The 24,552-nt window shown below is 43.7% G+C and carries 25 protein-coding genes and 1 CRISPR repeat array (1 of these 26 only partly in view); of the genes, 15 read left to right on the forward strand and 10 right to left on the reverse strand.

Features of this window, described 5'->3' with window-relative positions; translation table 11 throughout:
• Nucleotides 1-67: a CRISPR direct-repeat array (repeat unit 36 nt; unit sequence ATTGTATTTGAGATTGCTTGAACTGTCAACTATAAC) (it extends 1,090 nt beyond the left edge of the window).
• Between the two features lie 327 nt (nucleotides 68-394).
• Entirely contained in the window at nucleotides 395-598 is a 204-nt protein-coding gene (locus tag LLF92_03685) for a cold-shock protein (protein ID MCE5340213.1), read from the forward strand.
• 165 nt (nucleotides 599-763) lie between these two features.
• Here LLF92_03685 and LLF92_03690 read toward each other — a convergent pair whose 3' ends face one another.
• A complete protein-coding gene (locus tag LLF92_03690) occupies nucleotides 764-937 on the reverse strand; it encodes a hypothetical protein (GenBank protein ID MCE5340214.1) in 174 nt (57 codons plus the stop codon).
• 202 nt (nucleotides 938-1,139) lie between these two features.
• On the opposite strand from LLF92_03690, the gene LLF92_03695 reads away from it, so the two are divergent.
• On the forward strand, nucleotides 1,140-1,418 hold the full coding sequence (locus tag LLF92_03695) for a hypothetical protein (GenBank protein ID MCE5340215.1): 279 nt from the start codon (nucleotides 1,140-1,142) through the stop codon (nucleotides 1,416-1,418).
• 32 nt (nucleotides 1,419-1,450) lie between these two features.
• Here LLF92_03695 and LLF92_03700 read toward each other — a convergent pair whose 3' ends face one another.
• From LLF92_03700 to LLF92_03720, 5 genes are all read right to left on the reverse strand, one after another.
• Nucleotides 1,451-4,114, reverse strand: a complete 2,664-nt coding sequence (locus LLF92_03700; GenBank protein MCE5340216.1) for a cation-translocating P-type ATPase — start codon at nucleotides 4,112-4,114, stop codon at nucleotides 1,451-1,453.
• 89 nt (nucleotides 4,115-4,203) lie between these two features.
• On the reverse strand, nucleotides 4,204-5,208 hold the full coding sequence (locus tag LLF92_03705) for a L,D-transpeptidase family protein (protein ID MCE5340217.1): 1,005 nt from the start codon (nucleotides 5,206-5,208) through the stop codon (nucleotides 4,204-4,206).
• Between the two features lie 78 nt (nucleotides 5,209-5,286).
• The gene (locus LLF92_03710) at nucleotides 5,287-5,868 is read right to left on the reverse strand and encodes a 5-formyltetrahydrofolate cyclo-ligase (protein MCE5340218.1); all 582 of its coding nucleotides are present in this window, start codon (nucleotides 5,866-5,868) and stop codon (nucleotides 5,287-5,289) included.
• Between the two features lie 156 nt (nucleotides 5,869-6,024).
• Nucleotides 6,025-7,374 carry a replication-associated recombination protein A gene (locus tag LLF92_03715; GenBank protein ID MCE5340219.1) on the reverse strand — a complete coding sequence of 450 codons (1,350 nt, stop codon included), beginning with the start codon at nucleotides 7,372-7,374 and terminating at the stop codon, nucleotides 6,025-6,027.
• 142 nt (nucleotides 7,375-7,516) lie between these two features.
• Complete coding sequence (locus LLF92_03720; GenBank protein MCE5340220.1) at nucleotides 7,517-8,542, reverse strand: sensor domain-containing diguanylate cyclase; 1,026 nt, start codon at nucleotides 8,540-8,542, stop codon at nucleotides 7,517-7,519.
• 454 nt (nucleotides 8,543-8,996) lie between these two features.
• Here LLF92_03720 and LLF92_03725 point away from each other — a divergent pair, with 454 nt between their 5' ends.
• The 6 genes from LLF92_03725 to queG all read left to right on the forward strand — a co-directional run bounded on the left by LLF92_03725 (nucleotide 8,997) and on the right by queG (nucleotide 13,539).
• Nucleotides 8,997-9,263, forward strand: coding sequence for a MerR family transcriptional regulator (locus LLF92_03725; GenBank protein MCE5340221.1), 267 nt, complete (start codon nucleotides 8,997-8,999; stop codon nucleotides 9,261-9,263).
• Between the two features lie 92 nt (nucleotides 9,264-9,355).
• Nucleotides 9,356-9,823, forward strand: a complete 468-nt coding sequence (locus tag LLF92_03730; GenBank protein ID MCE5340222.1) for a hypothetical protein — start codon at nucleotides 9,356-9,358, stop codon at nucleotides 9,821-9,823.
• 122 nt (nucleotides 9,824-9,945) lie between these two features.
• Nucleotides 9,946-10,731, forward strand: coding sequence for a MinD/ParA family protein (locus tag LLF92_03735; protein ID MCE5340223.1), 786 nt, complete (start codon nucleotides 9,946-9,948; stop codon nucleotides 10,729-10,731).
• Nucleotides 10,732-10,748: 17 nt separating this feature from the next.
• Nucleotides 10,749-11,537 (forward strand): FliA/WhiG family RNA polymerase sigma factor, encoded by a 789-nt coding sequence (locus LLF92_03740; GenBank protein ID MCE5340224.1) that lies wholly within the window; start codon nucleotides 10,749-10,751, stop codon nucleotides 11,535-11,537.
• A gap of 211 nt (nucleotides 11,538-11,748) precedes the next feature.
• Nucleotides 11,749-12,591, forward strand: coding sequence for a diaminopimelate epimerase (dapF, locus tag LLF92_03745; GenBank protein MCE5340225.1), 843 nt, complete (start codon nucleotides 11,749-11,751; stop codon nucleotides 12,589-12,591).
• A gap of 33 nt (nucleotides 12,592-12,624) precedes the next feature.
• Nucleotides 12,625-13,539 carry a tRNA epoxyqueuosine(34) reductase QueG gene (gene queG / locus LLF92_03750; GenBank protein MCE5340226.1) on the forward strand — a complete coding sequence of 305 codons (915 nt, stop codon included), beginning with the start codon at nucleotides 12,625-12,627 and terminating at the stop codon, nucleotides 13,537-13,539.
• A 39-nt stretch (nucleotides 13,540-13,578) separates the two neighbouring features.
• Here the strand turns inward: queG and LLF92_03755 are convergent, their stop codons facing one another.
• From LLF92_03755 to queF, 3 genes are read right to left on the reverse strand one after another with little or no spacing between them, the layout of a single operon-like run.
• Nucleotides 13,579-13,917 (reverse strand): carboxymuconolactone decarboxylase family protein, encoded by a 339-nt coding sequence (locus LLF92_03755; GenBank protein ID MCE5340227.1) that lies wholly within the window; start codon nucleotides 13,915-13,917, stop codon nucleotides 13,579-13,581.
• Nucleotides 13,918-13,922: 5 nt separating this feature from the next.
• Nucleotides 13,923-14,420 carry a hypothetical protein gene (locus LLF92_03760; protein MCE5340228.1) on the reverse strand — a complete coding sequence of 166 codons (498 nt, stop codon included), beginning with the start codon at nucleotides 14,418-14,420 and terminating at the stop codon, nucleotides 13,923-13,925.
• Between the two features lie 10 nt (nucleotides 14,421-14,430).
• Nucleotides 14,431-14,775: a preQ(1) synthase gene (gene queF / locus LLF92_03765; GenBank protein MCE5340229.1), complete on the reverse strand. Its 345-nt coding sequence runs from the start codon at nucleotides 14,773-14,775 to the stop codon at nucleotides 14,431-14,433.
• Nucleotides 14,776-14,849: 74 nt separating this feature from the next.
• Here queF and queC point away from each other — a divergent pair, with 74 nt between their 5' ends.
• From queC to LLF92_03800, 7 genes are all read left to right on the forward strand, one after another.
• Nucleotides 14,850-15,545, forward strand: coding sequence for a 7-cyano-7-deazaguanine synthase QueC (queC, locus tag LLF92_03770; GenBank protein ID MCE5340230.1), 696 nt, complete (start codon nucleotides 14,850-14,852; stop codon nucleotides 15,543-15,545).
• Complete coding sequence (locus LLF92_03775; protein MCE5340231.1) at nucleotides 15,505-16,206, forward strand: 7-carboxy-7-deazaguanine synthase QueE; 702 nt, start codon at nucleotides 15,505-15,507, stop codon at nucleotides 16,204-16,206. Before queC ends, LLF92_03775 begins: the two co-directional genes overlap by 41 nt.
• Before the next feature lie 78 nt (nucleotides 16,207-16,284).
• On the forward strand, nucleotides 16,285-19,269 hold the full coding sequence (locus tag LLF92_03780; GenBank protein MCE5340232.1) for a hypothetical protein: 2,985 nt from the start codon (nucleotides 16,285-16,287) through the stop codon (nucleotides 19,267-19,269).
• 228 nt (nucleotides 19,270-19,497) lie between these two features.
• Nucleotides 19,498-20,901 carry a UDP-N-acetylmuramate--L-alanine ligase gene (gene murC / locus LLF92_03785; GenBank protein ID MCE5340233.1) on the forward strand — a complete coding sequence of 468 codons (1,404 nt, stop codon included), beginning with the start codon at nucleotides 19,498-19,500 and terminating at the stop codon, nucleotides 20,899-20,901.
• Entirely contained in the window at nucleotides 20,849-21,745 is an 897-nt protein-coding gene (gene murB / locus LLF92_03790; protein MCE5340234.1) for a UDP-N-acetylmuramate dehydrogenase, read from the forward strand. Before murC ends, murB begins: the two co-directional genes overlap by 53 nt.
• 69 nt (nucleotides 21,746-21,814) lie before the next feature.
• Nucleotides 21,815-22,759, forward strand: coding sequence for a D-alanine--D-alanine ligase (locus LLF92_03795; protein ID MCE5340235.1), 945 nt, complete (start codon nucleotides 21,815-21,817; stop codon nucleotides 22,757-22,759).
• Complete coding sequence (locus tag LLF92_03800; protein MCE5340236.1) at nucleotides 22,760-23,689, forward strand: hypothetical protein; 930 nt, start codon at nucleotides 22,760-22,762, stop codon at nucleotides 23,687-23,689.
• A gap of 60 nt (nucleotides 23,690-23,749) precedes the next feature.
• Here the strand turns inward: LLF92_03800 and LLF92_03805 are convergent, their stop codons facing one another.
• Nucleotides 23,750-24,397, reverse strand: coding sequence for a thermonuclease family protein (locus LLF92_03805; protein ID MCE5340237.1), 648 nt, complete (start codon nucleotides 24,395-24,397; stop codon nucleotides 23,750-23,752).
• Nucleotides 24,398-24,552 lie beyond the last annotated feature (155 nt).

The raw sequence follows: 24,552 nt of genomic DNA on the forward strand, positions 1-24,552 counted from the left end.
CGTTCGCGGCGAAGGGACGGAGATTGGCGGCATTGTATTTGAGATTGCTTGAACTGTCAACTATAACTAACTTTTTGGTTATGACGGGGGGGGGATTATGAACAGTCATTCAGCAGTAAAAATCCGCGTTCCGCCGCTGCGGAATCCGTGTCTGAAAAAACGTCTCTGTGCAACTCTGTGTCGCTCTGTGGCGAGAAAAAAGGGGTATTTTCGGACATTAGGTTAAATATTGGATAAAAAAATATAATAATTATTGACAGATTAACGAATTGTGGTATAATGCCTGCGTTATGGTGTGTATTCTTTCATCTCTCAAGTCTATACCCCGATTCAAATATAACAAACGAGGGATATTATGTTTTATGGCCTTTAAATAAGGTCAAGGAGTATTAAAATGAGTACAGGTACAGTAAAATGGTTCAATTCAGAAAAAGGTTATGGTTTTATCACACCTGACGATGGCAGCAATGATTTGTTTGTCCATCATTCAGAAGTCAAAACGAACGGTTATGCCAATCTTAATGAAAACCAGAAGGTAAATTTCGAAGTAGGACAAGGCAAAAAAGGCCCATGTGCTACTAACGTAACAACCCTTTAGTCCCCAATAAGCCTGAATTAGACTTGAAGGCTCGCTTTTGCGGGCCTTTTTTTGTGCCTAATACCACAGGCATTTTTTTAATTGCGAGTCGAATAATTTGCGAGTCATTACGCCGGCTTAGCTAAGCCGTGAATCACGGGTGCAGTTGTTTATGGCCGTTGGCGCTTAATGCCTGGCTCCGACAAGACTGCTGCTGCACGGTTTGAATTTTCCATTGAGCGGCATATTATCACGGTGTACATGGCAATAATCTTCATGGTTGTAAATGCTTAATGTTCGGCCACAATCGAGAAATGCACATTTTCTATTTTCAGCAGAGGTTTTTAACGCTTTTGCCATCGTAAACTCCTTACGATTTAAACCACCTACGTACCGATAAACAATTGGTATTAAAAAGCTGTAAAGGTTGGTGTATGCCTCTGCGGCTAAAATATGAATATAAACCAGTATACGCTCTTTTATCGATATTGTCAAACTATAATAATTTTAATTTACATTCACTAATAACAGGTTAAAATAAAGAGACATTAGGAGAAAGATTATGACAGAAGAACAACAACAGCCAGTTCAGAGCATTCCGCCTGAAATACTTAAAAGCGCACTGAAAGCATTCAAAAAACGTCTCAAACTGACATCGCTTGATGACGATTCAGGTCTGGGACGCGGGGCATTTTCTAAAGGGCACACGGGCGTTTTCGCAATCCGGCCGCCAAATCAGTTTCCGGCAGAAGTCTGGCTGGAACTCCGCCGACAAGGCAAACTTGTCGATAGCGGACACGGCCTGTATCAACTGCCCAACAGCGAAGCGAAAGCAGACTAAATAATTTTTAATTATAAATTCTTAATTTTGAATTATTTGTTTTTACGCAGAAATTTGACTATTTCCATAGCCCAGAGCGGGAATGAGGAAATCACGACAACCATTACCCAATCGAAAACGCCAAGCGGAACGGTCTTAAAGACCTTCTGGAAAAACGGCGTGTAAATCACCATCATTTGCAGTAAAAATGAAAAACCTGCCGCTGCAATCAGGTTCTTGTTAGTGAAAATGCCAATCTTAAACAGCGAGACTTTGTTATTCCTGCAATTAAACGAATGGAAAAGCTGGCTGCACGCAAGTACGATAAACGCTGCGCTGCGGGCACTGTCGACGCCTTCCTTTTCAACGTAATAAATAAAACAAAACGCCAGCAAACTGCACGCGGCGATGAACGCGCCCTGCATCAGCATTGTGAACGCCAGCGGTTTTGTTATTACCGATTCATCTGTCGGCCGGGGCGGACGTGTCATTATGTCCTTATCTATCGGGTCGATGCCCAACGCAAGAGCAGGCAAGCCATCTGTTACGAGATTTATCCATAAAATGTGTATCGGCAGCAGGGGGACGGGCATGCCGACGAGCGAAGCTGTAAACATAACGAGGATTTCGCCGGCGTTGCAGGATAGTAAATAATGTATGAATTTGCGGATGTTGTCGTAAATTCCACGACCTTCTTCGACCGCGTTGACAATCGAAGCGAAGTTGTCATCGGTAACAATCATATCCGAAACTTCTTTTGTAACGTCTGTGCCTGTGATTCCCATCGCAACGCCGATATCGGCTTCTTTTACGGCAGGGGCATCATTTACGCCGTCGCCGGTCATTACGGCAATTTCGTTTCTGCTCCGCCATGCGCGGACGATTCTTAATTTATGTTCCGGCGCGACGCGGGCATACACTGGGATTCTTTCAATTTGCGATTGCAGTTGTTCATCGGTTAATTTGTCAAGCTCGTCGCCTGTCAGAGCCATCGAATCGGGGCCGAATATTTTCAGTTCTTTGGCAATGGCGACAGCAGTGTTTTTGTGATCGCCGGTAATCATTACTGTTTTTATGCCCGCAGAATGACATTCGGCAACCGCCTGCTTTGCTTCGATTCGCGGCGGGTCAATCATCGCGATTAATCCTGCGAATGTGAGGTCTTTTTCAATCGTGTCAGATGAAAACTGCGATTTGTCAATGTTGTCAATATCCTTATATGCGACGGCGAGGACACGCATTGCCAAATCTGTCAAATTGTCATTTGCCTTCAATATTTTTGCTTTGTCATCTTGTGTTAAACCAACGCAGTCATTCAGCACAATATCCGGTGCGCCTTTTATGTACGCAATCATTTTTCCGCCTGCCTTGCGAATGACGGACATCTTCTTGCGGTTTGAATCGAAAGGAATTTCATCGACAAATTCAAATTCCTTTTCGGCTGCAGTTCTGTCGATTCCGGCTTTTGCGGCGGCAGTCAGCAGTGAGCCTTCGGTAGGGTCGCCGAAAATTTTATACGTTCCCTTGCCATTAATTAATTTTGCACCGTTACACAAAACGCCAATGTTCAAAACGTTGAGCAGGCCGGGGAAATCCGCGGGATTTATTTTTTTATCATCGGCAAGAAACTCGCCGTCCGGAGCGTAGCCGATGCCTGTAATTTTGAAAATTTTATCGTCGGCGTAAATTGCCTGTACGGTCATTTCATTTTTTGTCAGTGTGCCGGTTTTGTCCGAACAAATTACCGTTGCACAACCGAGCGCTTCTACTGCGGGCAGCTTGCGGATAATCGCGTGGCGTGCGACCATTCTTTGAACGCCAATCGCCAGCGCAATCGTAACAACAGCGGGCAGGCCTTCAGGAATTGCGGCCACCGCCAGGCTGACGGCTGTCAGGAATATATCTATTGTGAGCTTGCCGCTGCGAAGCCATTCGAGCAAAAACACCGCGGCAACGAGAATGAAACAAAGATAGACAATCCATTTGCCGAACTCTTCGAGTTTTTTTTGCAGAGGCGTTGTTTCTTTTTTGATGTCCTGAATCATACCGGCGATTTTGCCAAGTTCGGTCTTCATGCCGGTCAATACGACAATCGCTTTTGCTCTGCCTGAAACGACAGACGTGCCGGCATAAACCATATTGGCTCGCTCGGCAAGCGGAATTTCCTCTTCGGGCAGGCAGAAAGAAGTTTTCTGTACCGGCGAAGATTCGCCTGTCAGACTGGCTTCCGCGACGGAAAAATTAGACGTAATCCACGCAATTCGACAGTCGGCAGGAACGTTGTCGCCTGCTTCAAGCTCAATGATGTCGCCGGGGACCAATTCAGAGGACGGAATGTTCATGGGTTTTCCGCCTCGGATTGTTTTTGATGTTGGGCTTGATAATTTTTTCAGCGCGGCAAGAGACTTTTCCGCGCGGTATTCCTGTATGAAGCCGAGAATGGAATTCAAAACGACAATCGCGATAATCGCAATGGCGTCAACCCATTCCTTTAAAAGGCCGCTGACAATCGCTGCGCCGACGAGTACCCAAATAATAAAATCCTTGAACTGGTCAGTGAAAATTTCAAGGGCGGAAGGGCCTTTATGTTCGGTTAGTTGATTCGGGCCGAACTGCTGACGCTTTTGCTCGACCTGCTCGGACGTTAACCCCTTGTCGAGGTCTGTTGATAATTCTGAAACGATTTGCGAGATTTCTGTACGCCACCATTGTGCCATTTAATTACACTTTCAAAAAATATAGATAGACACCAGAAGTGTAATTATACTCAGCGTATAGTCAAGCGAAACCGAAAACTTTTTTTCGATTATTCGACGATGCGAACTTCCGAAGCGCCCGGCTCCATCATGTCGTAAACCTCTGTCAACTCTCCATTATAAAGACGAATACATCCGAGTGAACTTTTTGTTCCAATCGTATTCTCGTCTTTTGTGCCGTGAATAGCGATGCCGTTGATTCCGCGAGTTCTGTTGTCTATGCCGTCAAGCGCAATCCAGCCAGAACCGAGCGGATAATCCGGGTCTTCAGCATGATATATTCTTCCGCTTTCCGGGTCTGTCCATGTGGGCTTAATCATTTTGCCGCCCAACTTGACTCGCCACAGGCCGGCAGGTGTTTCGTGGCCTTCTTTGCCGATGCCAATTTTATAACTCTTGACGTAAATGTTCTGCAAGTACAAATCCAGAATGTATCCGGATTTGTATGCGACGGCGTGGAACGGGCCATTGATGACTTTGATAGTCTGGCCGGAACGCAGGCCGCGGTCACTGGTGATGTTATTAATTCTCATAATCAACTGGTACGGGATTTTATGGGCGGCGGCAATATCCGTAAGTCTGTCGCCTGCCTGGACTCTGTAACTTGTACACAAATCGTCGCCGAGCTGAATGACGCGAGTGAAGAGCCATTGATTGGCAAGTTCTGTCATCTGTCTTTTTACAATATCCCTTGTCGATGAATCAAGCTGCATATTCAAAACGTCGTTCAACGTGTTTCTTGCAGTGATGACCTTGCCGGCGTTAATGCAGTTCTGTGCATCGGCGAGCATCGCAGCGGCGCGAGGGTTAGTGCTGTTGGCAGGCGGCGTAATCGGTGTGCCGGGGGCAACAGTATTTTGTGAGGGCTGAACGGGCTGCGTTTGTGCCGGCTGGGTTTGCTGTTCGGGCGGAAGTGTAACAGGCGTTTCGTCTTGCTGTTTATTTTTTTTGTGCGGATAGAAAATGAAAATCGCGGCAGCAATAATAACCAAACCTATTACAACGTAGTAAACAAAAACCTTACTCTTGTTATTACCATATCCAGAAACAGCCATTTTTATAATCCCTTATAAAAAAATCAAAAATTAAAAATAAAAAATCAAAATTGTCGATTCGCCTTCGGCGCGACTAATTTATTTTTTTTTATCTTCATTAAAATGTATAACGTCTTTTTCCGTAACAATCATATCGACAGGTTTGTCCTTTTCGGTTGTCGGGACGCTGTCAATAATCTGCTCTGAAAAAGCGAACGCACATTTCATTGCGCGAAGTTTTTCACTTGCGAAAAATCTATCGTAATACGAACCGCCTCTGCCAAGCCGATTACCATTTTTATCGAAAGCAAGGCCGGGGGTTATAATCAAATCAATATCCTCAATCGGCACGGGAATTCCAGTAACAGGATTTCGCAGGCCGCCGGCTTCTGTGGCGATGCCTGTGTCGAGCGAATTAATAACGACCGCAATCATGTGCCGCTGCTGCCATGAAATTCTCGGCACTGCAATGGTTTTGTTGTGCTGCCAGGCGTAAAGAATAAACGGCGCCGTCTCAATTTCGTGCGGCATTGACAGGAACGCCATTATCGTGTTCGCTGCGCAAAATTCAGGAGTGTCCACGAGGTTTTTACACGCCTTGTGACTCCTATCTATCCGCTGCTGCGGTGTTAACGCAGTAAGCTGTGTTCTAATTTGCTGCCGAAGCTGCTGTTTGTCCATATACTTATATATCCCTCCGTTGGATAACATCTACTAAATCAAAAATAAAAAATCAAATATCAAAATTGCAGATTCGGCCTAATGGCCGAGTATGTTTTATATAAAATTATTTCCACAATTCTTTACTGCATATAGTTTTCTCGGTCAGAATCAACATTAAGACCTTTCCTGTTTTAACAGATTTTCGAGCTTTTGCAAATATTCCTTCATAATTTTTTCCCTGCCTCTGTCCGTAGGAGTGTAATATTGGGCGTCTTCTGGCAAATACTGCTGTTTGACATAGCCGTTCGGGAAGTCGTGCGGATATTTATACTCCGTGCCGTAACCCTGTTTTTTTGCTCCGGCATAATGAGAGTCTTTCAAATGTTTCGGTACCGGCATGGTTCGTTTGCTCTTGACATCGCTCGTTGCCGACCAAATTGCCTTTGCGGAAGCGTTCGACTTTGGCGCGCAGGCAATATAAATAGCGGCCTGTGCAAGCGGTAATTGTGCTTCCGGAAAACCGATAAACTCGGAAATCTGCATTGCTGAAGCGGCTAAAACTGTCGCCAATGGGTCAGCGTTGCCGACATCTTCAGCGGCGCAAACGGCAATTCTTCGTGCGATAAAGCGGGGGTCCTGACCGCCGGCAATTAATCTCGCCAGCCAATAAACCGTCGCGTCAGGGTCTGAACCTCGCATACTTTTCTGAAGCGCACTTGCCAAATCGTAATGCGAATCGCCGGTGGGGTCGAAAACGATGGATTTCTGCTGAATTGATTCCCTTGCGACTTCAATGTCCAATTTTATGACGTTTTGGCCGGTATTCTTTTGCGACATTACCGCAATTTCCAGTGCGGTAAGTGATTTTCTAGCATCGCCGTCACTCATTATCGCAATGTATTCCAAAGCGTCTTCGTGGAAACGGATATCTAATTTCCCCAGTCCATGCGAACTGTCTTTTATCGCTCTTTTTAACAGTTCGACAATATCTGATTTTTCCAGCGGCTTAAATTCAAAAACCGTACTGCGGGAAATCAACGGCGAATTTATAGCGAAATACGGATTTTCAGTCGTTGCACCGATGAGAATCACAACTCCGGTTTCAACGTCATCCAATAAAACATCCTGCTGGGCACGGTTGAAACGGTGGATTTCATCTATAAATAGTACCGTTCTTATGCCGCCGGCGAGCAAATTGTCTTTTGCCTTTTGGATTACCTCGCGAATGTCGGCGACTGTCGCGGCAGGGGCACTAATATAGTTAAATTTCGCGTTTACAAGGCCTGCGATGATTGTCGCCAGTGAAGTTTTGCCGGTTCCCGGCGGGCCAAAAAAGATGATACTGCTCAATGAGCCTGCGTCCAGCATTCTGCGAAGCAGTTTGCCCTGGCCGATGAAGTCTTTCTGGCCGGCAAATTCGTCGAGATTGCGCGGCCGCATTCTTGCCGCAAGCGGGGCGTTGGATTGAAGTTGTGCCTTTTCCACCTCTGAAAAAAGCGATTCAGTTTTTCGTGGCTGTGCCATTGTGGGGTATTATACAGAATTGCAACGAATTTGGCGATAGGAATGTTTTGAATACTACCCGTCGCTGACGCTCCGGGCTCTGCATCGCCGTGCCGGTCCCGAAGGGATTTACGCTCTGCTTCAACGACGGCTAAACCAAAAACTAACCATTTTTTGTCATCTCGAAAATTTTGAAGGTGTTTTTTCCGGCCTGTTTGGCGGCATAAAGAGCACTGTCGCTACAACGTGTAATCTCCTCGGGTGTCATACTGCTGTCAAACTGGCCGACGCCGACGCTCACGGAAAGCTGAATCTTGTTCATCTCCCACATAATCGGCATAGCCGACACTTCCTTTACTATTCTTTCCGCGACTGTTCGTGCGTCTTCTATTGTTGAACTGGGCAAAATAACCGCGAACTCATCGCCTCCGTAACGAGCGGCAATATCTATTTTACGGATACAGGCTAAAATCTTTGTGGTAACCTTCTTAATCGCAGCATCGCCTGCGCGGTGGCCGAAAGTGTCGTTAATATTTTTGAAGTTGTCAATGTCCACCATTATTGTGGAAACCTGGCCGCCGTAACGCTGGCAGCGTCGAAGCTCCTTTTCAAGCAACTCATAAAATGTTTTATGATTTGAAAGGCCGGTTAGGCCGTCAGTGCGAGCCTGAACCTGTACGGCTTCATACATATTTATATTGCCAATCGAAGCGCCGATTAAATACCTGAACAATTCAATTGTGGCAATGTCCTGATGTGTAAATTCCTCGGCGTTCACTTTATCCGCAAGATTGATAACGCCAACGACTCTATTGTTGCAAATCAAGGGTGCTATGATACACGTTGGCGTTAAATAATTGTCAGAAAACCTGTCGTTGAATCTGTCCGCGACGTCAGAGGTGTTTTTTACAATCACCAACTCCTTTTCACGGACGGCTTTTATCATAGGGGATATATTTTCCTGGTTTAACGATATGATATTGTTGATTAGCCAGGTGTGATTGTGCGTTTCAAGATAGAGCATGTCGCTGGCCGGGTCGAGCAGATATAAAGAAACAAAACGCGCTCCGATGAGTTTCGGGAGCTGCTCTGTACAGACTTTGCTAATCTGCTGAATGTCGAGGCAGTTCAACTGCTGGACGAGAGGCGTAATGGCGTCAATGATTCTTGTATTTAATTGGTTTGTCATAAGTCTATTCTTTACAGTAGATTGTATTCGCAGAAGCCTGCAATGAGGTTTAATATTCTTTCAAATGCTTTTGCGAAATTAAACATAAACATATCTCTAAAAATTGCGTGTGCTTCCATTTGCACTAAAGTTACGACATACAAGAAAGCCCATCCTGCATTTATTAGGACATTGTTCTGACGTTTAGGGCTCGTATGTTAATTCAACGTCCGAAAAGTGCTGTTAAATAATTCAAAAGGGCAGGGAAACTCATAAAAACCGTATCTGTGTGCGCCCTCTGCCACTTAAAGAATAAGAACAAATTCCCACAACTCCAAATCTGGTGACAAAATATTAGAAAAACTTTAAAAAATTTCTGAAAAAACCAAAAAAAAGATTGACGATTATCGGAATATGTTTTATATTTTATAAAACGTAAAAGTTGTTTTTTTTGGGAAGCAGAAAGGTTTAAAAAATGTTAGGTATCCAGCAGTCAGAGATGAGAAGCGAAAGTAAAGGCTTTACTGCTCCGGAAAAATTGTACCGCATCGGCGACGTTGTTCGATGCACTCCATTCTCACGCCAAACAATTCACAACTACACAATCATGGGTCTGATAAAAGAATCATCATGGACACAGGGTGGTCATCGCTTGTATGACGAAAGTGTTTTTGAGAAATTGTCGCGAATATCTGAAATGAGAAAGACAAAAACTTTAGGCGAAATTAGAGATTTGCTCTAATTTAATTTTAATATCCAACGAAGATTATAAGACCAGCGGGATTTTTTTTCGCGAATTCTGACAAAAAAATAGAGTAAAGGAATACTGAATTGATGGTTAGCAACAGGCAAACGGAATTGTCATCACTGGTTCGAGACAACATCGACGAAATGCTCGTTTGTATAATTCAGTTCACCAATATTCACCACAGCATTCTCACAGAAAACATTCGCAATTGCAGACGAAGTAATTTTGTTCCAATGTATGTCGATGTGGACGATTTCGCGAAAGTAGTTTCAGTCGCATTGAGCGAACATCAAAGAAGCAAAAGACTCGCGCTGTGTGACAGCAGGACAATCAATTTCACTGTCGGCGGAGAATTTAGTGTCGAACCGCAAGTCGATATCGAAGCGGCGATATTAATCGAAGAAGATTTTCAGGCTTACATTGAACTTCAAAAAAACAGATTAAAAGAAAATATGTCAAATAATAAAACAGCGTGTGCATTGTTTTGCCACAAGCTGATGATGGCGGAAGAAGAAAATCGAGTTACGGATAACCCGATTGGAAATAAGATATAAGATTATGATTTGCAATCAATTATGAAATTATTGGCTAAATTTTAACAGGTACGGAGGAATTGATGTCGCAGGGAAGTGTACTGGAGCTTGCCAAGCTAAACGCTCAAAGCGGGCAAAAAGCAATGATTCTGACGGTGGCCAGTGGAAAAGGCGGCGTAGGTAAAACAAACATCACGGCGAACCTTGCGATATGTTTCGCAGCGGCAGGCAAAAAAGTTGCAGTGCTCGATGCGGATTTTGGTTTGGCTAATCTCGATATCGTATTCGGGGTGAGCAGTAAATATAATCTTTCTCATTTTGTCAAGGGTGTGAAAAGTCTCGAAGAAATAGCACTGCCTGTCTGTGATGGCGTTGATATCTTCTGCGGATTGGCGGGCGTTGAGCAGCTTGCTCAAATGACGGACTTTGCGCGTGAAAGAATTGTCGCGGCACTGGAAGGGCTGGCGGACAATTACGATGTTGTACTGATCGATACTGCGGCGGGCATTGGTAAATCTGTTTTGGCGTTTTGCCTTGCGGGCGACCATACGATTCTGGTAGGTACGCCTGACCCTGCGGCGATAACGGATGTTTATATGCTGATGAAAGCAATGACATTGCAGAAATATAAAGGGCGAATGAGCCTTTTGGTAAATATGGCACAGAACGATACGCAAGGTAAAAAAGTTTATAGGCAAATCGCGGCGGCGGCGGCACAGTTTTTGGATTGCCGGCTGAATATGGCCGGTGTGATGCTCCGCGACGCGAATGTTGTTTCGTCCGTTCAGAAACGAGAACCGTTCGTTCTTGCCTGCCCGAAAACGGCTGCGACAAAATCGCTAATGGCGGTCGCTGCGAAAATCAGCAGAGTGCCGATGACGTCGCACGAACAAGGTTTTTTCAAAAAAGTTGTTAATTGGTTTTTCTAAACATTGGAGGCTGCACAATGCCAGCGATAAAAAAGTCATCAACAGAAGTCGATATCGACGCTATATGGAAAAAATACTTCAAGGAAAAGTCTGAGGAGTATCGCAATAAACTTATGGAATTTTATCTTCCACTTGTCAAATATACCGCAGAGAGAATCTATGTGAAACTGCCGGATAAAGTCGAAGTTGACGACCTTGTCAGCGCAGGGCTCTTCGGATTGATGGACGCAATCGCGGCATTCGACCCGAAACGAGGCGTAAAGTTCGCAACCTACTGCACGCCGAGAATCAGGGGCGCAATTCTTGACGAACTGCGGAGTATGGACTGGGTGCCAAGACTCGTTCGCGCAAGAGCCCATCAGCTCGGCAACGCGACCAGGACTTTGGAATCTCATCTGGGCAGAGTGCCGACAGAGCAGGAAATTGCCGGCGAACTCGAGATGGATATGGAAAATTTCTACCGGCTCCAGCGGGATGCAAATGCTGTCGGGCTTGTTTCTTTGAGCAATAGTCTGGATTCAGACGGCGAAAACGATATTTGTGAAATCGACGTAATTGAAGACAAAAAGAGCGAAGACCCAATGACAGAAGCTCAAAAGCGTGACCTTAAGTCGCTGCTGGGCAAGGGGTTGAGCAGAGCTGAAAGGCTTATTCTTGTTCTTTATTATTATGAAGAAATGACGATGAAGGAAATCGGAGCTACGCTGGATTTGTCTGAATCGAGAGTTTCGCAAATGCACTCATCTATTATCGCAAGGCTTAAAGCTCAAATGAGTACCAGAAAAAAAGAGTTTTCACAGAAATAGCCGGCAAAGAATTTAAAATTGAAGAATTAAGATTGAAAATTTGTGGGGCACTGTGTGGATTTTTTTATGATTAGGGGGTAAAAGCCAACATTATTGTTTTTTTAATTCTTCAAGACATACCAAACAAGGTAAAAAAAAACTTTATTTTTCGTGCAATTCAGGTATCCTATCTGTTCTTAAGTTATTAACTCTGTCAATTTTTGAGGTAAAAATGCATTTTACGAAAATGCACGGTTTGGGCAACGACTATGTATATGTCAACTGCTTTGAAGAAAAAGTGGCCGAGCCGGCAAAAACAGCGATAGCAGTCAGCGACAGGCACCGCGGTGTCGGCGGAGACGGTATGATTTTGATTATGCCTTCTAATGTCGCGGATGTAAAAATGCGAATGTTCAACGCCGACGGTTCCGAAGCACAGATGTGCGGCAATGGCATTCGCTGCGTTGCGAAATATTCTTATGAGCATAATTTGGTCAAAGGCAAAAAAACATCCATTACTGTCGAGACCGGCAGAGGTGTTTTGACGCTCGGACTTGAAATTAATAAAAACGATAAAGTCGAAAATGTCTGCGTGAATATGGGGCAGCCTATTTTAGAGCCGGCGAAAATTCCTGTTGCGCTCGACGGCGAACACATAATTGAAACCGCAATCGATGTTCGCAATCAGCGAATGCTGACGACCTGTGTTTCGATGGGCAATCCGCACGCGGTGTTTTTCACTGACGATATGGAATCGATTAATCTTGAAAAAATCGGACCCATAATAGAAAATCACGAACTGTTTCCGCAGCGAGTCAACGCTCATTTTGTCAGAGTAAATTCAAAAAACGATTTTACAATGGCCACGTGGGAGCGGGGCAGCGGTATTACGCTTGCCTGCGGAACGGGCGCTTGTGCTTGCTGCGTGGCGGCGGTGCTGACGGAACGGTGCGGCAGAAAAGTTACCGCGCATCTGCCCGGCGGCGATTTGCAGCTCGAATGGTCAGAGAAAGATAACTGCGTTTATATGACAGGGCCGGCGGTTGAAGTGTTCAGCGGCGATTGGCCGGTGTAACAGGGTATAGGATGCAGGGGACAGGGTATAGAGATGGGCGTTGAAGAAAAAATTAAACAAAAAGCTCTATCTCTTGGTTTTGACCTTGTCGGTATTACCTCGGCTGAAAAAATCGACGGCGGGCAAATTCAAAAATTTCGCAACTGGCTACAAGACGGCAAAAGCGGCCAGATGCAGTTCCTTTCAAGAAATCCTGAAAAAAGATTCAATCCTGCAGATATTCTGGCCGGTGCGAAATCCGTAATTTGCACGGCGGTCAATTATAAGGTTAAACAAACCGATTCCGGCGATACGCTCAAAATAGCGTCTTATGCTCTTTATCCTGATTATCACACTTTTATTAAAGACAGACTTACTTTGCTTGCTGACTTTTTGAAGAGTATTGATACGAATGTAAAAATTAAAATTTGTGTCGATTCTTCTCCAATAGCGGAGAAGGCTGTTGCGATGCGGGCAGGTTTGGGGTTCATCGGGAAAAACAGATTAATCACAAACAAACAATTCGGTTCGTTTCTTTTGCTTGGCGAGATTGTTACTGATATGCCGTTAGAGCCTGATAACGCGATTGAAAAACAGGAATGCGGCAAGTGCAGAAAATGTATCGAGGCCTGTCCGACTGGTGCGATTAGTGAAGACGGCTTTGACGCACGAAAATGTATCAGCTATCTTACAATCGAACATAAAGGCGAAATCGACGCGGAATTGAAAAGTAAAATGGGAAAGCATCTTTTCGGGTGTGAAGAATGTTTGAGTGCTTGTCCTTATAATGAAAAGTCGCCAGTGTGCGATAAAAAAGAATTCGGGTTCGAGGCGAAGAAAGTAAATTTGACGGCAGAGGAAATACTTAACTGGACGGAAAAAGATTTTGATGCCTTTGCAAAAAATTCCGCAATACATCGTACCGGGTTAGAAAAAATAAAACGCAACGCACTGATTTGCAAAATTTGAGAACCCCGTCAAAGTGTTGACGGGGCTAAACAGTGTATGTTATTTTCCCAATGCGTCGAGGGCTTCGACAACTTCCATAACGTGCATATAAGCGGGGCCGCCGCCCATTACTACCGCAACGGCAGCAGCTTCGAGAATCTGTTCTCTGGTCGAGCCGGTATCGAGGCATTTTCTAACGTGAGCGTAAATGCACGGAGGGCAATGTACGGCAACACCAATACTCAACGCGATTAATTCTTTTTCGCGAAGGCTAATTGCGCCATCGGTCATTATTTTTGAGAACATTGAGCCAAAAGCCGTAACCGTTGTAGATGCGGCTTTTTTCGTTTTTTCCATTGCGGCCGGTACGTTCTGATAAAATTCCTGTGCGTTTGACATTTTTTTTATCCCATTTTCTGAATCATATCTAAAATATAACGTTCCAATACTTTTTTCGGAATATTTTGCAAAGCGGGTATCGGAGCTTTGGCTTTCAAAAGTTTTTCAAGAATCGGTTTTGCCGTTTTTTTATACGGCGAAATTTTTTCAGCGAGATTGTGCGCTTCGTCAAGTGAGCCTTCAGCCATCAGCTTAAGATACTTGACAATGCTGGTTGCGAGGTCTTTTTCATCGACAGAACCGTTCTGGGGCTTATCGTCCGGCTCTTTCGTCTGGTGCAGAAGCGATAAAGTAACATTCTGCGTTTCAAGCATTTCCCGTTTGTACCTCTCTTCTTCGGACTCGTCTATCGGAGCAAGTTTTATTTCTTCTTCTTCAGTACTTGGCGGTAATGGAATGTAACATTTATGATGGCAGAAAGGACATTTGCCCCATTTGCCGCCGGCGGTGTCCGGTGCGTTAATCTTTTTCTTGCAGGATTCACAGTGAAATGTAATCGCCATAGCTTTCTCCTTAATTCGGATATTGGACGGTAACTTCTGTTGTTATTCCGCCACGCGGGGTGAACTTCGATGTAATTTTCATACGTTTTGGTTTGCAGGCGGCGACGAGGTCGTCGAGAATCTGGTTCGTTACAGCTTCGTAAAAAATGCCCTTGTTCCTGAAACTCTGCATATAATACTTCAGACTTTTCAACTCGATGCACGTCTTGTCCGGACAGTAATCGATAATAATCGTGCCGAAATCGGGCTGGCCGGTTTTTGGGCATACGCTCGTGAACTCCGGGCAGTTAATCGAGATATTGTAATCTCGCCCAGGGCGGGGATTGTCAAAAAGTTCAATTTTTAGCTGTTCCATTTAATCAATTTACCTTTAATTATTTGAAAGTACTAATATAATACAAATTTATGGTTTTATCAAGTAAGGTGTTCATGAAATATACAAGTAAAAAGGCTGTTATTCTGCTTAGCGGAGGTCTTGATTCAAGCACAACGCTGGCAATCGCCCAATCAAAGGGCTTTGACTGCTATGCGCTGACGTTTCGATATGGCCAGCGGCACAGCGTTGAGCAGAAAGCGGCTGTGAAAATCGCGAAATTTTTCGGCGCAAAGCAGTTGCTTATAGATATTAACCCGGCGGTGTTCCTGCATTCGGCATTGACGGATAAATCCATCAAAGTACCGATGGGCAGAAAAATAGACACATCGAAAATACCGGTAACTTATGTGCCGGCACGGAATACTCTGTTCTTGAGCTATGCTCTTGCGATGGCAGAATCGGTCAGTGCGTTCGATATTTTCATCGGCGTCAATTCTACGGATTATAGCGGGTATCCGGATTGCAGGCCGAAGTATATCAAGGCTTATGAAAAGATGGCGAATCTTGCTACTGCGGCTGCCGTTCAGAAAAAGGGCAAATATAAAATTCATACGCCAATTATTAAGATGACAAAATCGCAGATTATCAAAACAGGAACTAAGCTCGGCGTTGATTATTCGCTGACGCACAGTTGCTATAATCCAGACAAAACCGGCAGAGCGTGCGGAAGATGCGATTCGTGCCAGTTAAGATTAAAAGGCTTTGCAGATGCGAAACTTAAAGACCCGGTCGAATATGCAAAAAGATAAAATCAGTATTTCAGAAATATTTTATTCGATTCAGGGCGAAGGATTTTTGGCGGGCGTGCCGAGTGTCTTTATCCGCATTGCCGGTTGTCCGCTGCGATGCAAATTCTGCGATACATCTTATGCCGCTGATGCAAAATCAGGAAAAAAACTTTCCATCAGTCAAATACTCACGCAAATCAAAAAATATCCAACGAAATATATTGTAATCACCGGCGGCGAACCGATGGTTTGTCAGAATTTGTCTTTGCTTTGCAAGGCACTCAAAAAATACCACATCACAATCGAAACGGCAGGAATCAAATTCATCGGTGGCTTGAAATGCGATTTAATGAGCATCAGTCCGAAACTTTCCAATGCGTATTCGAAGCCAGGCGATAAAAAAACATATCTGAAAATTGACGAACTGCAAAAATTGATAAGCCATTATAATTATCAATTGAAATTTGTCGTCGAAAAAGAGAAGGATGCAAAAGAGGTTAATCAAATCCTTAAAAAGTTGAAAAACCTTGATTCCACCAAGGTTATGCTTATGCCGCAGGCGAGGAAACTGGCCGACTATATGAAACGAGGCGAACTTTGTGCAAAATTGTGCAAAAAGTGTGGATTTGCGTTTTCGCCAAGGCTTCAAATCACACTCTGGGGCAATAAAAAAGGAAAATAGTGTGAAATATTTGCTTGTTTTTTAAGCAATAGGCGATATAATATTATTGTTTTACTCTTTGCAGGAAAGGAAGAAGATTTGTTAAGGGGAAAGTACATAATATTGTTTTTGCTGCTCTCGAACGTATCCTGTCTGGTATTTAGTAATACTCCAAATTTCACTCTTGATGTAGGTATTGTCAAAGATATATGCAAATCAGAAGGGGCAAGTTCTTATCCTGATTATTTGACAGTAGCGAATGGTTTTTTATTTTTTCGAGCCACGAATGATACTGCCGGCCAACGGTTATGGAAAACGGATGGTACCGCTTCTGGAACTTCAATGATAAAAGACATTTCGCCGGGAAATGAATTTATAAATATAAATAACATACTTTATTTCAGGGTAGAACATTATATAGGTCAAGAGTATACGCACGAGTTATGGAGAACTGACGGCACTGACGCGGAAACTTATATGGTAAAGAAGATTAGTGGAACGTGGGGTTCAGGACCATATAATTTCACGAATGTTAATGGAATTTTGTATTTTACCGCAGATGATGAAATAAATGGAGGAGAGCTTTGGCGAAGCGATGGAACTGAATCAGGGACTTATATGGTCCAAGACCTTAATCCTGGTTCGGGAGGTTCATGGCCTAAAATACTAACAGTTACGAGTGATATGTTTTATTTTTCAACGTTCATGGATTCAAGCAAGACAAGTGTGTTGTATAAAAGAAACTGCTCATCTGGCAGCGCAGTGATGCTCAAAGACTTCGGATACGATGCGCATATTAATTATTTTGGCACCATCGGCAACATCGGATATTTTTCCACTTTTTCTGAAGAAGAATGGCGATCGTATTTATGGCGCACTGATGGAACTTCAAGCGGAACATATAAAGTTACTGAAAAGGTTTCACCTGAAGGTCACATATTATTAAATTCTAATCTATATTTGAAAGGCTGGGATGATATACACGGCCGTGACTTATGGAAAACTGATGGAACAGATAGTGGGACGGTTCTTGTAAAAGATATGAATTCCAACAATATGGATGAACTGGTGTTAGCTGGAAATAATTTATTCCTTAATACTTATAATGAAACAAGCGGGCAAACGGAATTATGGAGAAGTGATGGAACCGAAGAGGGTACAGTGTTACTGTATGATTTCAATGGATGTTGGTTATTGGAAGATGTAAATGGAATCCTATATTTTGCTGCTGATGAAGAGGTACATGGATTTGAATTGTGGAAAAGTGACGGGACACAGAGCGGAACGGTATTAGTAAGGGATTTAGAACCAGGCATTGAAAGTTCTTATCCGTACCAAATAGTTAAAAATGGAAATTATTTTTATGTTTCTACTTCTAATGGCCTATGGAAAAGTGATGGTACAGTACAAGGTACAATATTGATTAAAAAAGTTACGCTAAATGGTGGTATAGTTCCTTTTGCCCAATCGAATGGTTTGTATTATTTTACAGCGGATGATGGAAAGTATGGGCATGAATTATGGCGAAGTGACGGCACTACAGCGGGGACATTTATGGTAAAGAATATTATGCCGGAATCTTCATATCCGAAAGAGCTTACAGAGGTAAATTCAATTTTGTTTTTTACAGCCAATGACGGCAAACACGGACAGGAATTGTGGAAAAGCAACCGTTCCAAAAAGGGGACATTGCTGATTAAAGATATTTGTGCCGGGCCGGACAGTTCCGATATTTCAAGTATGACAAAGATGAACTCAAAAGCTTATTTTGCAGCTAATGATGGAATACATGGGAAAGAATTGTGGCGGAGTGATGGTACAGAGGCAGGGACTTACATGGTTAAAGATATCGTTGTCGGCCCCAGTAGTTGCTCGCTAACGGAAATAAAAGCATTAGGTAATGTGTTGTATTTTGTGGCTTCTGATGGGCAATGCAAGGCCATATGGAAGAGTGACGGGACGTTTGAAGGAACAAATAAAATTATAAATTTATACGAGCCGGATTGTCTGACGGCATCTGGTGATAAATTGTTTTTTAGGTGCTGGTCGGAATTATGGAAAACAGATGGAACCGCGGATGGTACGGTAATGCTGAAAAAATTTCATGATGCGTCAGCATATGGTTTTACTGATATAAATGGGATTCTATATTTTTATGGCGATAACGGAGTACATGGTACTGAATTATGGAAGAGTGATGGAACAGAAGAAGGTACCGTGATGGTTAAAGATATTTATGCAGGTGAGAATAGTTCAATAATTACCGCTTTAGATTTTGCTACAATAGATAATAAAATTCTATTCAATGCAGGAAACGAGGCAAATGGAATAGAACTATGGGAAACAGATGGTACTGAAGAAGGGACAATGCTGTTTAAGGATATTAATCCGGGCAGCGGAGATTCGTATCCGTGGGGATTTACAACGATAAACAATAAAGTTTATTTTTATGCAGATGATGAGGGCGGCAGCGGTTTGTGGGTTACAGATGGAACAAGTGCCGGCACAAATAAAGTAACATCTACATCTGGTGTTTCTTCAGATATTATTAAAGTAAACAATATGATGTATTTTAAATCAGATGATGAAACACACGGGTATGAGCTTTGGCACAGTGATGGTACTGCGGAAGGGACATTTATGGCAAAAGACATTGCTCCTTCTTTAGGCAATTCAGACCCAAATAATTTAGTCGATGTCAATGGGGTGTTGTTCTTTTCCGCCAGTGACGGTGTAAACGGCAGAGAGCTTTGGTATGCAAGAGTCTCATTAACTGGAGATTTTGATGAAGATGAAGATGTGGATTTTAAGGATTTTGCAGTCCTTTCAGAGCAATGGATGCTTGAAAGGTTAGCAATGGATATATCTGAAAACAAGGGAGATGGTATAGTCAATTTTCTGGATTGGGCGGTTTTAACAAGTGATTCTGAAAATATAGATAATAAAGCTATGAGCTTATTTTCGAAACAGTGGTTAAAGTCTGGCGCGTATACAGGAGATGTTGCTCCACAGACAGGCGGCGATGGTCAAGTCGATGGATTAGATTTAATCTTTTTTGCTGAAAATTGGCTTGAAAGGTATTAGGTCTTCAAACACAAACCCACTCTTATTTAAATCTACAAAGTTTTGGGGAAATAAACGAGGAAAATAATTTTTTGCCCATTTTAACTACAGATTATTATTGCAACAAGCCGATTTTATATCTATAAATAGAACATTCTAACACACAAAACGGAGTTTACTTTGAAGATAATGGAGTATAGTTCTGTACAATGTGCACATCGTTATTATGTGCCGTTCGGGACCAAAAATATGGAAAAGAAATCGCCAGCGGAAGGCAAATGTTATCATTTTATTGGTATCGGCGGCGTAGGCACCAGCGCGTTGGCAGCTATCCTGATGAAGGAAAAAGCTTTTGTCAGCGGCTCCGATATGCAAAATTCCAATCTCACCGAAAGGCTTACCGATGACGGTGCGGTCGTAAAAATCGGTCATCAAGCCGAGAACCTGCCCGAAAAATTGGACGGAGTCATCGTTTCGGCGGCTGTAAAAGACGATAATCCTGAACTGCTCGAAGCACGAAAAAGACACATCCCAATCTATAAATATGCTCAAATGCTGGGGTTAGTGATGGACAGGTACAAGGGTGTCGCCATCTCCGGCACTCACGGCAAAAGCACAACCACCGGCTGGCTCGTTTGTGTGCTCAAAAATCTTGGTATTGACCCAAATTTCGTTGTAGGTGCCGACATTATGCAGTACGGCGTTTCGTCCGGCGTAGGCAATGGCGATTGCTTTGTCGCAGAGGCTTGCGAATATGACAGGAGTTTCCTGAATCTTCGGCCGCAGGTCGGGGTTATTCTGAATGTTGAGCCTGACCATCTTGATTATTATGCCGATATTCACGAGATTGTCGAAGCGTTCGGCGATTTCACTAATGGTATCAGGCCTGACGGTACGCTGGTTGCCTGGGGTGAGGATAAAAATGTCGCGAAACTGCTGTCTAAATTCCGCAGGGATAAAAATATTCTGACATTCGGTCTTTCTGATAAATTCGATTACTCGGCAAAAGACATAACAGAATTTCCAGACAGGACGGAATTTGTCTGTCTTAACAAACAAAATGTAATCGGCAAAGCTGTTATTCGTCTGCCGGGCAAACATAACGTTAAAAACGCTCTTGCGGTAATCGCCGCGGCGGTATCGCTCGGACTTGACGCCAAAGACGTGCTTGAAGTGCTTGGCGGGTTTGAAGGTATGGACAGGCGGCTGATGAAAAAGGCCGAGATTAACGATATTTGCGTTTATGACGATTACGCTCATCATCCGACTGAAATTAAGGCGAGTTTGAATGGTATGCGGCAGCGATACGATGGCAGGAGGATTTTCTGTATTTTCCAGCCGCACCAGTACAGCCGGACGCGATTTTTGCTGAAGGATTTTGCCGACAGCTTCAAACTGGCGGATTTGACGATTGTGCCGGAGATTTATTTCGTGCGAGATACGGAAAAATCGAAAAATGAAGTCAACTCACAAATGCTCGTCGATGAAATCAAGAAAAACGGCAGTAATGCGATGTTTATCAATTCTTTTGAAAGCATTTGCGAATTTTTGAAAAGTAATGTAAAATCCGGCGATATTTTAATGACTATGGGAGCTGGTAATGTCTGGAAAGTTGCGGACGAATATATTCAGTGGCTTAGAACAAATAGTTGAAAAAGACTACGCTTTAAGCGAAATGACATGGTTTGGTTTGGGCGGCAAAGCCGAATATTTTGTTCGGCCTGCGAATGCCGAGCAGCTTGCGGAAGTGGTGCGCCGATGCGGCGAACACAATGTTCCGCTGCGCGTGCTGGGATTCGGGTCGAATCTTCTTGTCCGCGATGAAGGCGTTAAGGGCGTTGTCATAAAATTGGACGGCGAGGAATTCTGCAAAGTCGAACCGGTTGACGGCCTTTTTGTTGCAGGCGGCGGAGCGGATTTGAGTAAACTCGTTCTGAACTGCGTTCGCAAAGGGCTCGGCGGACTGGAGTCGCTTGCGGGTATTCCTGGTTCAATCGGCGGCGCGGTGCGAATGAACGCCGGCGGAAATTTTGGCGATATCGGCGCTGTGATTGAATCGGTTGTTCTGATGGACAATCAGGGCAAGATTTTTGAAAAGTCCCGGCCGGAACTTGCGTTCGATTACAGACATTCAAATATAACCACGAAAATAATTCTTGCGGCAAAATTAAAATTGGTCGAGGCTGACCCCAATCAGTTATTGCGGTCTGTTAAGGAAGTCTGGATTTATAAAAAAAATACGCAGCCTTTGAATATGAAAAGTGCCGGCTGTGTTTTCAAAAATCCTCGCGGTATGAGCGCAGGCGCGATGATTGACCGCTCCGGCCTGAAGGGCACTAAAGTCGGCGGTGCAATGGTTAGCGAAAAACACGCGAATTTTATCGTCGCTGAAAAAGGATGCAAAAGCGGCGATGTTATTTCATTGATAGATACAATCAAAAAGAAAGTAAAAGAAAAATTCGATGTTGCACTCGAGTTGGAAATAGAAATCTGGTAAGAAAATAAATCAAAAATTAAATATTAAAAATCAAAATTATGGAACGACCTGCGGGTCGGATTAATTTAAATGGATTTAAATATATCAGGCGATTTAAAAGTTGCGGTATTGATGGGGGCGGTTGGTTCTGAACGTCAGGTAAGTCTGACCAGCGGAAAGTGCGTTGCCGATGCGCTGCGGAAAGTCGCGTCGCTTGAGGTGATCGAGCACGATTTTCTGCCTGACAAACCATACATCCTTGACGACAAGAGCATAGACATATTCTTTCTTGTATTTCACGGAGAATTCGGCGAAGGCGGCGATATGCAGGAGATTTGTGAACGTAAACGATTGTTGTTCACCGGCTGCGATTCGAAGTCGAGCAGAATTGCGTTTGACAAAATGGCTTGTAAGAAAGCGCTTCAGGCTGCTGGTGTTCCGACGCCGCCGGTTGTGGAAATCCGAAAATCCAAAGAGCTTGCCGGTTTAAATCAAAAACTAAATTTCTCCGCTGATGGAAAATTTGTCGTTAAACCAATACGAAACGGAAGCAGCGTTGGTGTGCAGATTGTTACAGGCGCTGACAGTGCAGCGGCGGCAGCGGAAGAATGTTATTACGAGTTCGGCGATTGTATGATTGAAAAATTTATCACTGGTCGCGAAATTACGGTCGGTATTGTCGATGATAAAGTTCTGCCGGTTATAGAAATCAGGACATCGAGAGATTTTTATAATTATGACGCGAAGTATAATGACGATCAGACTCAATATCTGTTTGACACAATTCAGGATGAGGCGCTGCTGGCCAAAATTAATAATGTCGCGATGAAAAGTTTTAAAGCTGTCGGATGCAGAGATTTCAGCAGAATAGACCTGATTATCGGCGGCGACGGTGTTCCTTATGTTATAGAAATTAACACGATTCCCGGCTTTACGTCGCATTCATTATTGCCGAAAGCCGCGGCCAAAACAGGAATGGATATGACCCAACTGTGTATGAGAATTATTCAGACGACTTTGAGAAGGAAAGCATAGTTGGCAGAGAAAAATAAAAAATCGTGGTTTGGTTTTGGTAAAAAGAAACTTACAAAAACCGAAAAGAAAGAGCGTTCCAAAGCAGTTCGCAATACGCTGAATATCTTTATCGTTATTATCCTCGGAGTCGGTCTGACGGTTGGTTTCATCTATCTCGACAGGTTTGTCAAAACCAGTTACCGCTTCGGGCAACAGTCGCTTGGGCTGGAACTTATGGGTGTGCCGGAATGGGTCAGCCCGGAACTCGAACATGAGATTGCCGATGCGGCGAGAAAAGGCGGGCACAATTTCATTTTGAATGAAACTACGGCCAGAATTATCGGCGAAAATCTGCGGCCTTTGGCGTGGCTTTATAATGTTCAGGTCAGTGTTGGAAGCAAGGCGATTGTTGTCAAAGCCGATTTTCGAAAGCCGCTGGCGATGGTTACTTCGCACGATGGGTGGTATTATCTTGATGCGCAGGCGGTGGTGCTGGATTATGTGCCGATAAGTAAGCTGACGATTGTGGAAATTGCAGGTGTGCCATCGCATAGTCTCTCGTCGCGTTCGATTGGCGAACCCTGGCAGAGCGATGATGTCGCGGCGGCAATAGAATTGATTCAACTTTTGGACAAAATGGATAAGCAGGTTGAGCCGAACAAGCCGCTGCTTGCGGAAATTAAATCTATCGATATGAGCAATTTTAACGGACGCAGAAGTGTTTCGCAGCCGCATATAGTTTTTTACGCCAAAGACGGAACTGAAATTAGATGGGGCGCTCGCATCGGCCAATGGCATAAAAATCTCGAAGCTAAAGACGAAGAGAAACTGGCAATCCTTTACAACACTTACAAGGAATACGGCACAATCCAGATTCGCGACGCTCAAAAGGGAAGCTTCATAGATTTGACACGACAACAGAATCTGTCGTTGCCAATTGACCGGTACTAACCAATATCAAAAATTAAAAATAAAAAATCAAAAATTGTGGAATGCCTTCGGCATACTTATTTATTTTTTTTGTCGCCATTTTGGCATTTGGTCAGGCGTAACTTTTTTCCACAAGCCTGCCTTTGATTTCATCGCCTGTTTTTCGAGCTGGGCATATTCTTTATTGAAACTCTGCGAGAAACGCGGGTCGGCATACGCAAAACCATTCGATATAAGTTCCTCATTTAATATGCCGCCGTCGTCAAGCTGAATGTGCGCGAGCAATCGGCCATATTTATCGCGGGGATTTGAACGTGCGTCCATAATCACGGTAACTTTTCTGCCGAGCGTTTTTTCTTTTGTAAATGCACTTGCTTCCGGACCAAAATACATCACAGGCGTATCGGGCTTTTTTGTTTCAGGTGTGTCGACGCCGAGCAGTCTGATTCTGGTATGTTCGTACCTGCCGTCGGGGATGTTTATATCAATCGTATCGCCGTCAACGGCTTTTGTTACGATAAAAGTTTTCTTATGGTATTTGTCCCACTCATTTACATCCTGCGTTTGCGAAACAGGAACTGCGGGCTGGGGTATGAAATGATATGTTCTGTCGAGCCAAACTAAAACAGAAAGAAATAAAAAAGCCGAAAGCGTTAGAATCTTCTTTCGCAATCGGCTTTGAGCGTATTTCATTTTTTTATTTTTCAGATTATTTAGCCACCAAGCCACCAAGGCACCAAATTATTTAAGGGTATCTCTAAAAATTAACAAAATTTCGTGCAGTTCGCCGCACATTTGATATAGTTAGCTCATTGACAAGTAAATTACGGTTTTTCATATCATTGGCAAAGGATTTCTTATGATGCTCTCCGGACTTTTCGACT

The sequence above is a fragment of the Planctomycetaceae bacterium genome (assembly GCA_021371795.1).
Lineage (GTDB): Bacteria > Planctomycetota > Phycisphaerae > Sedimentisphaerales > UBA12454 > UBA12454.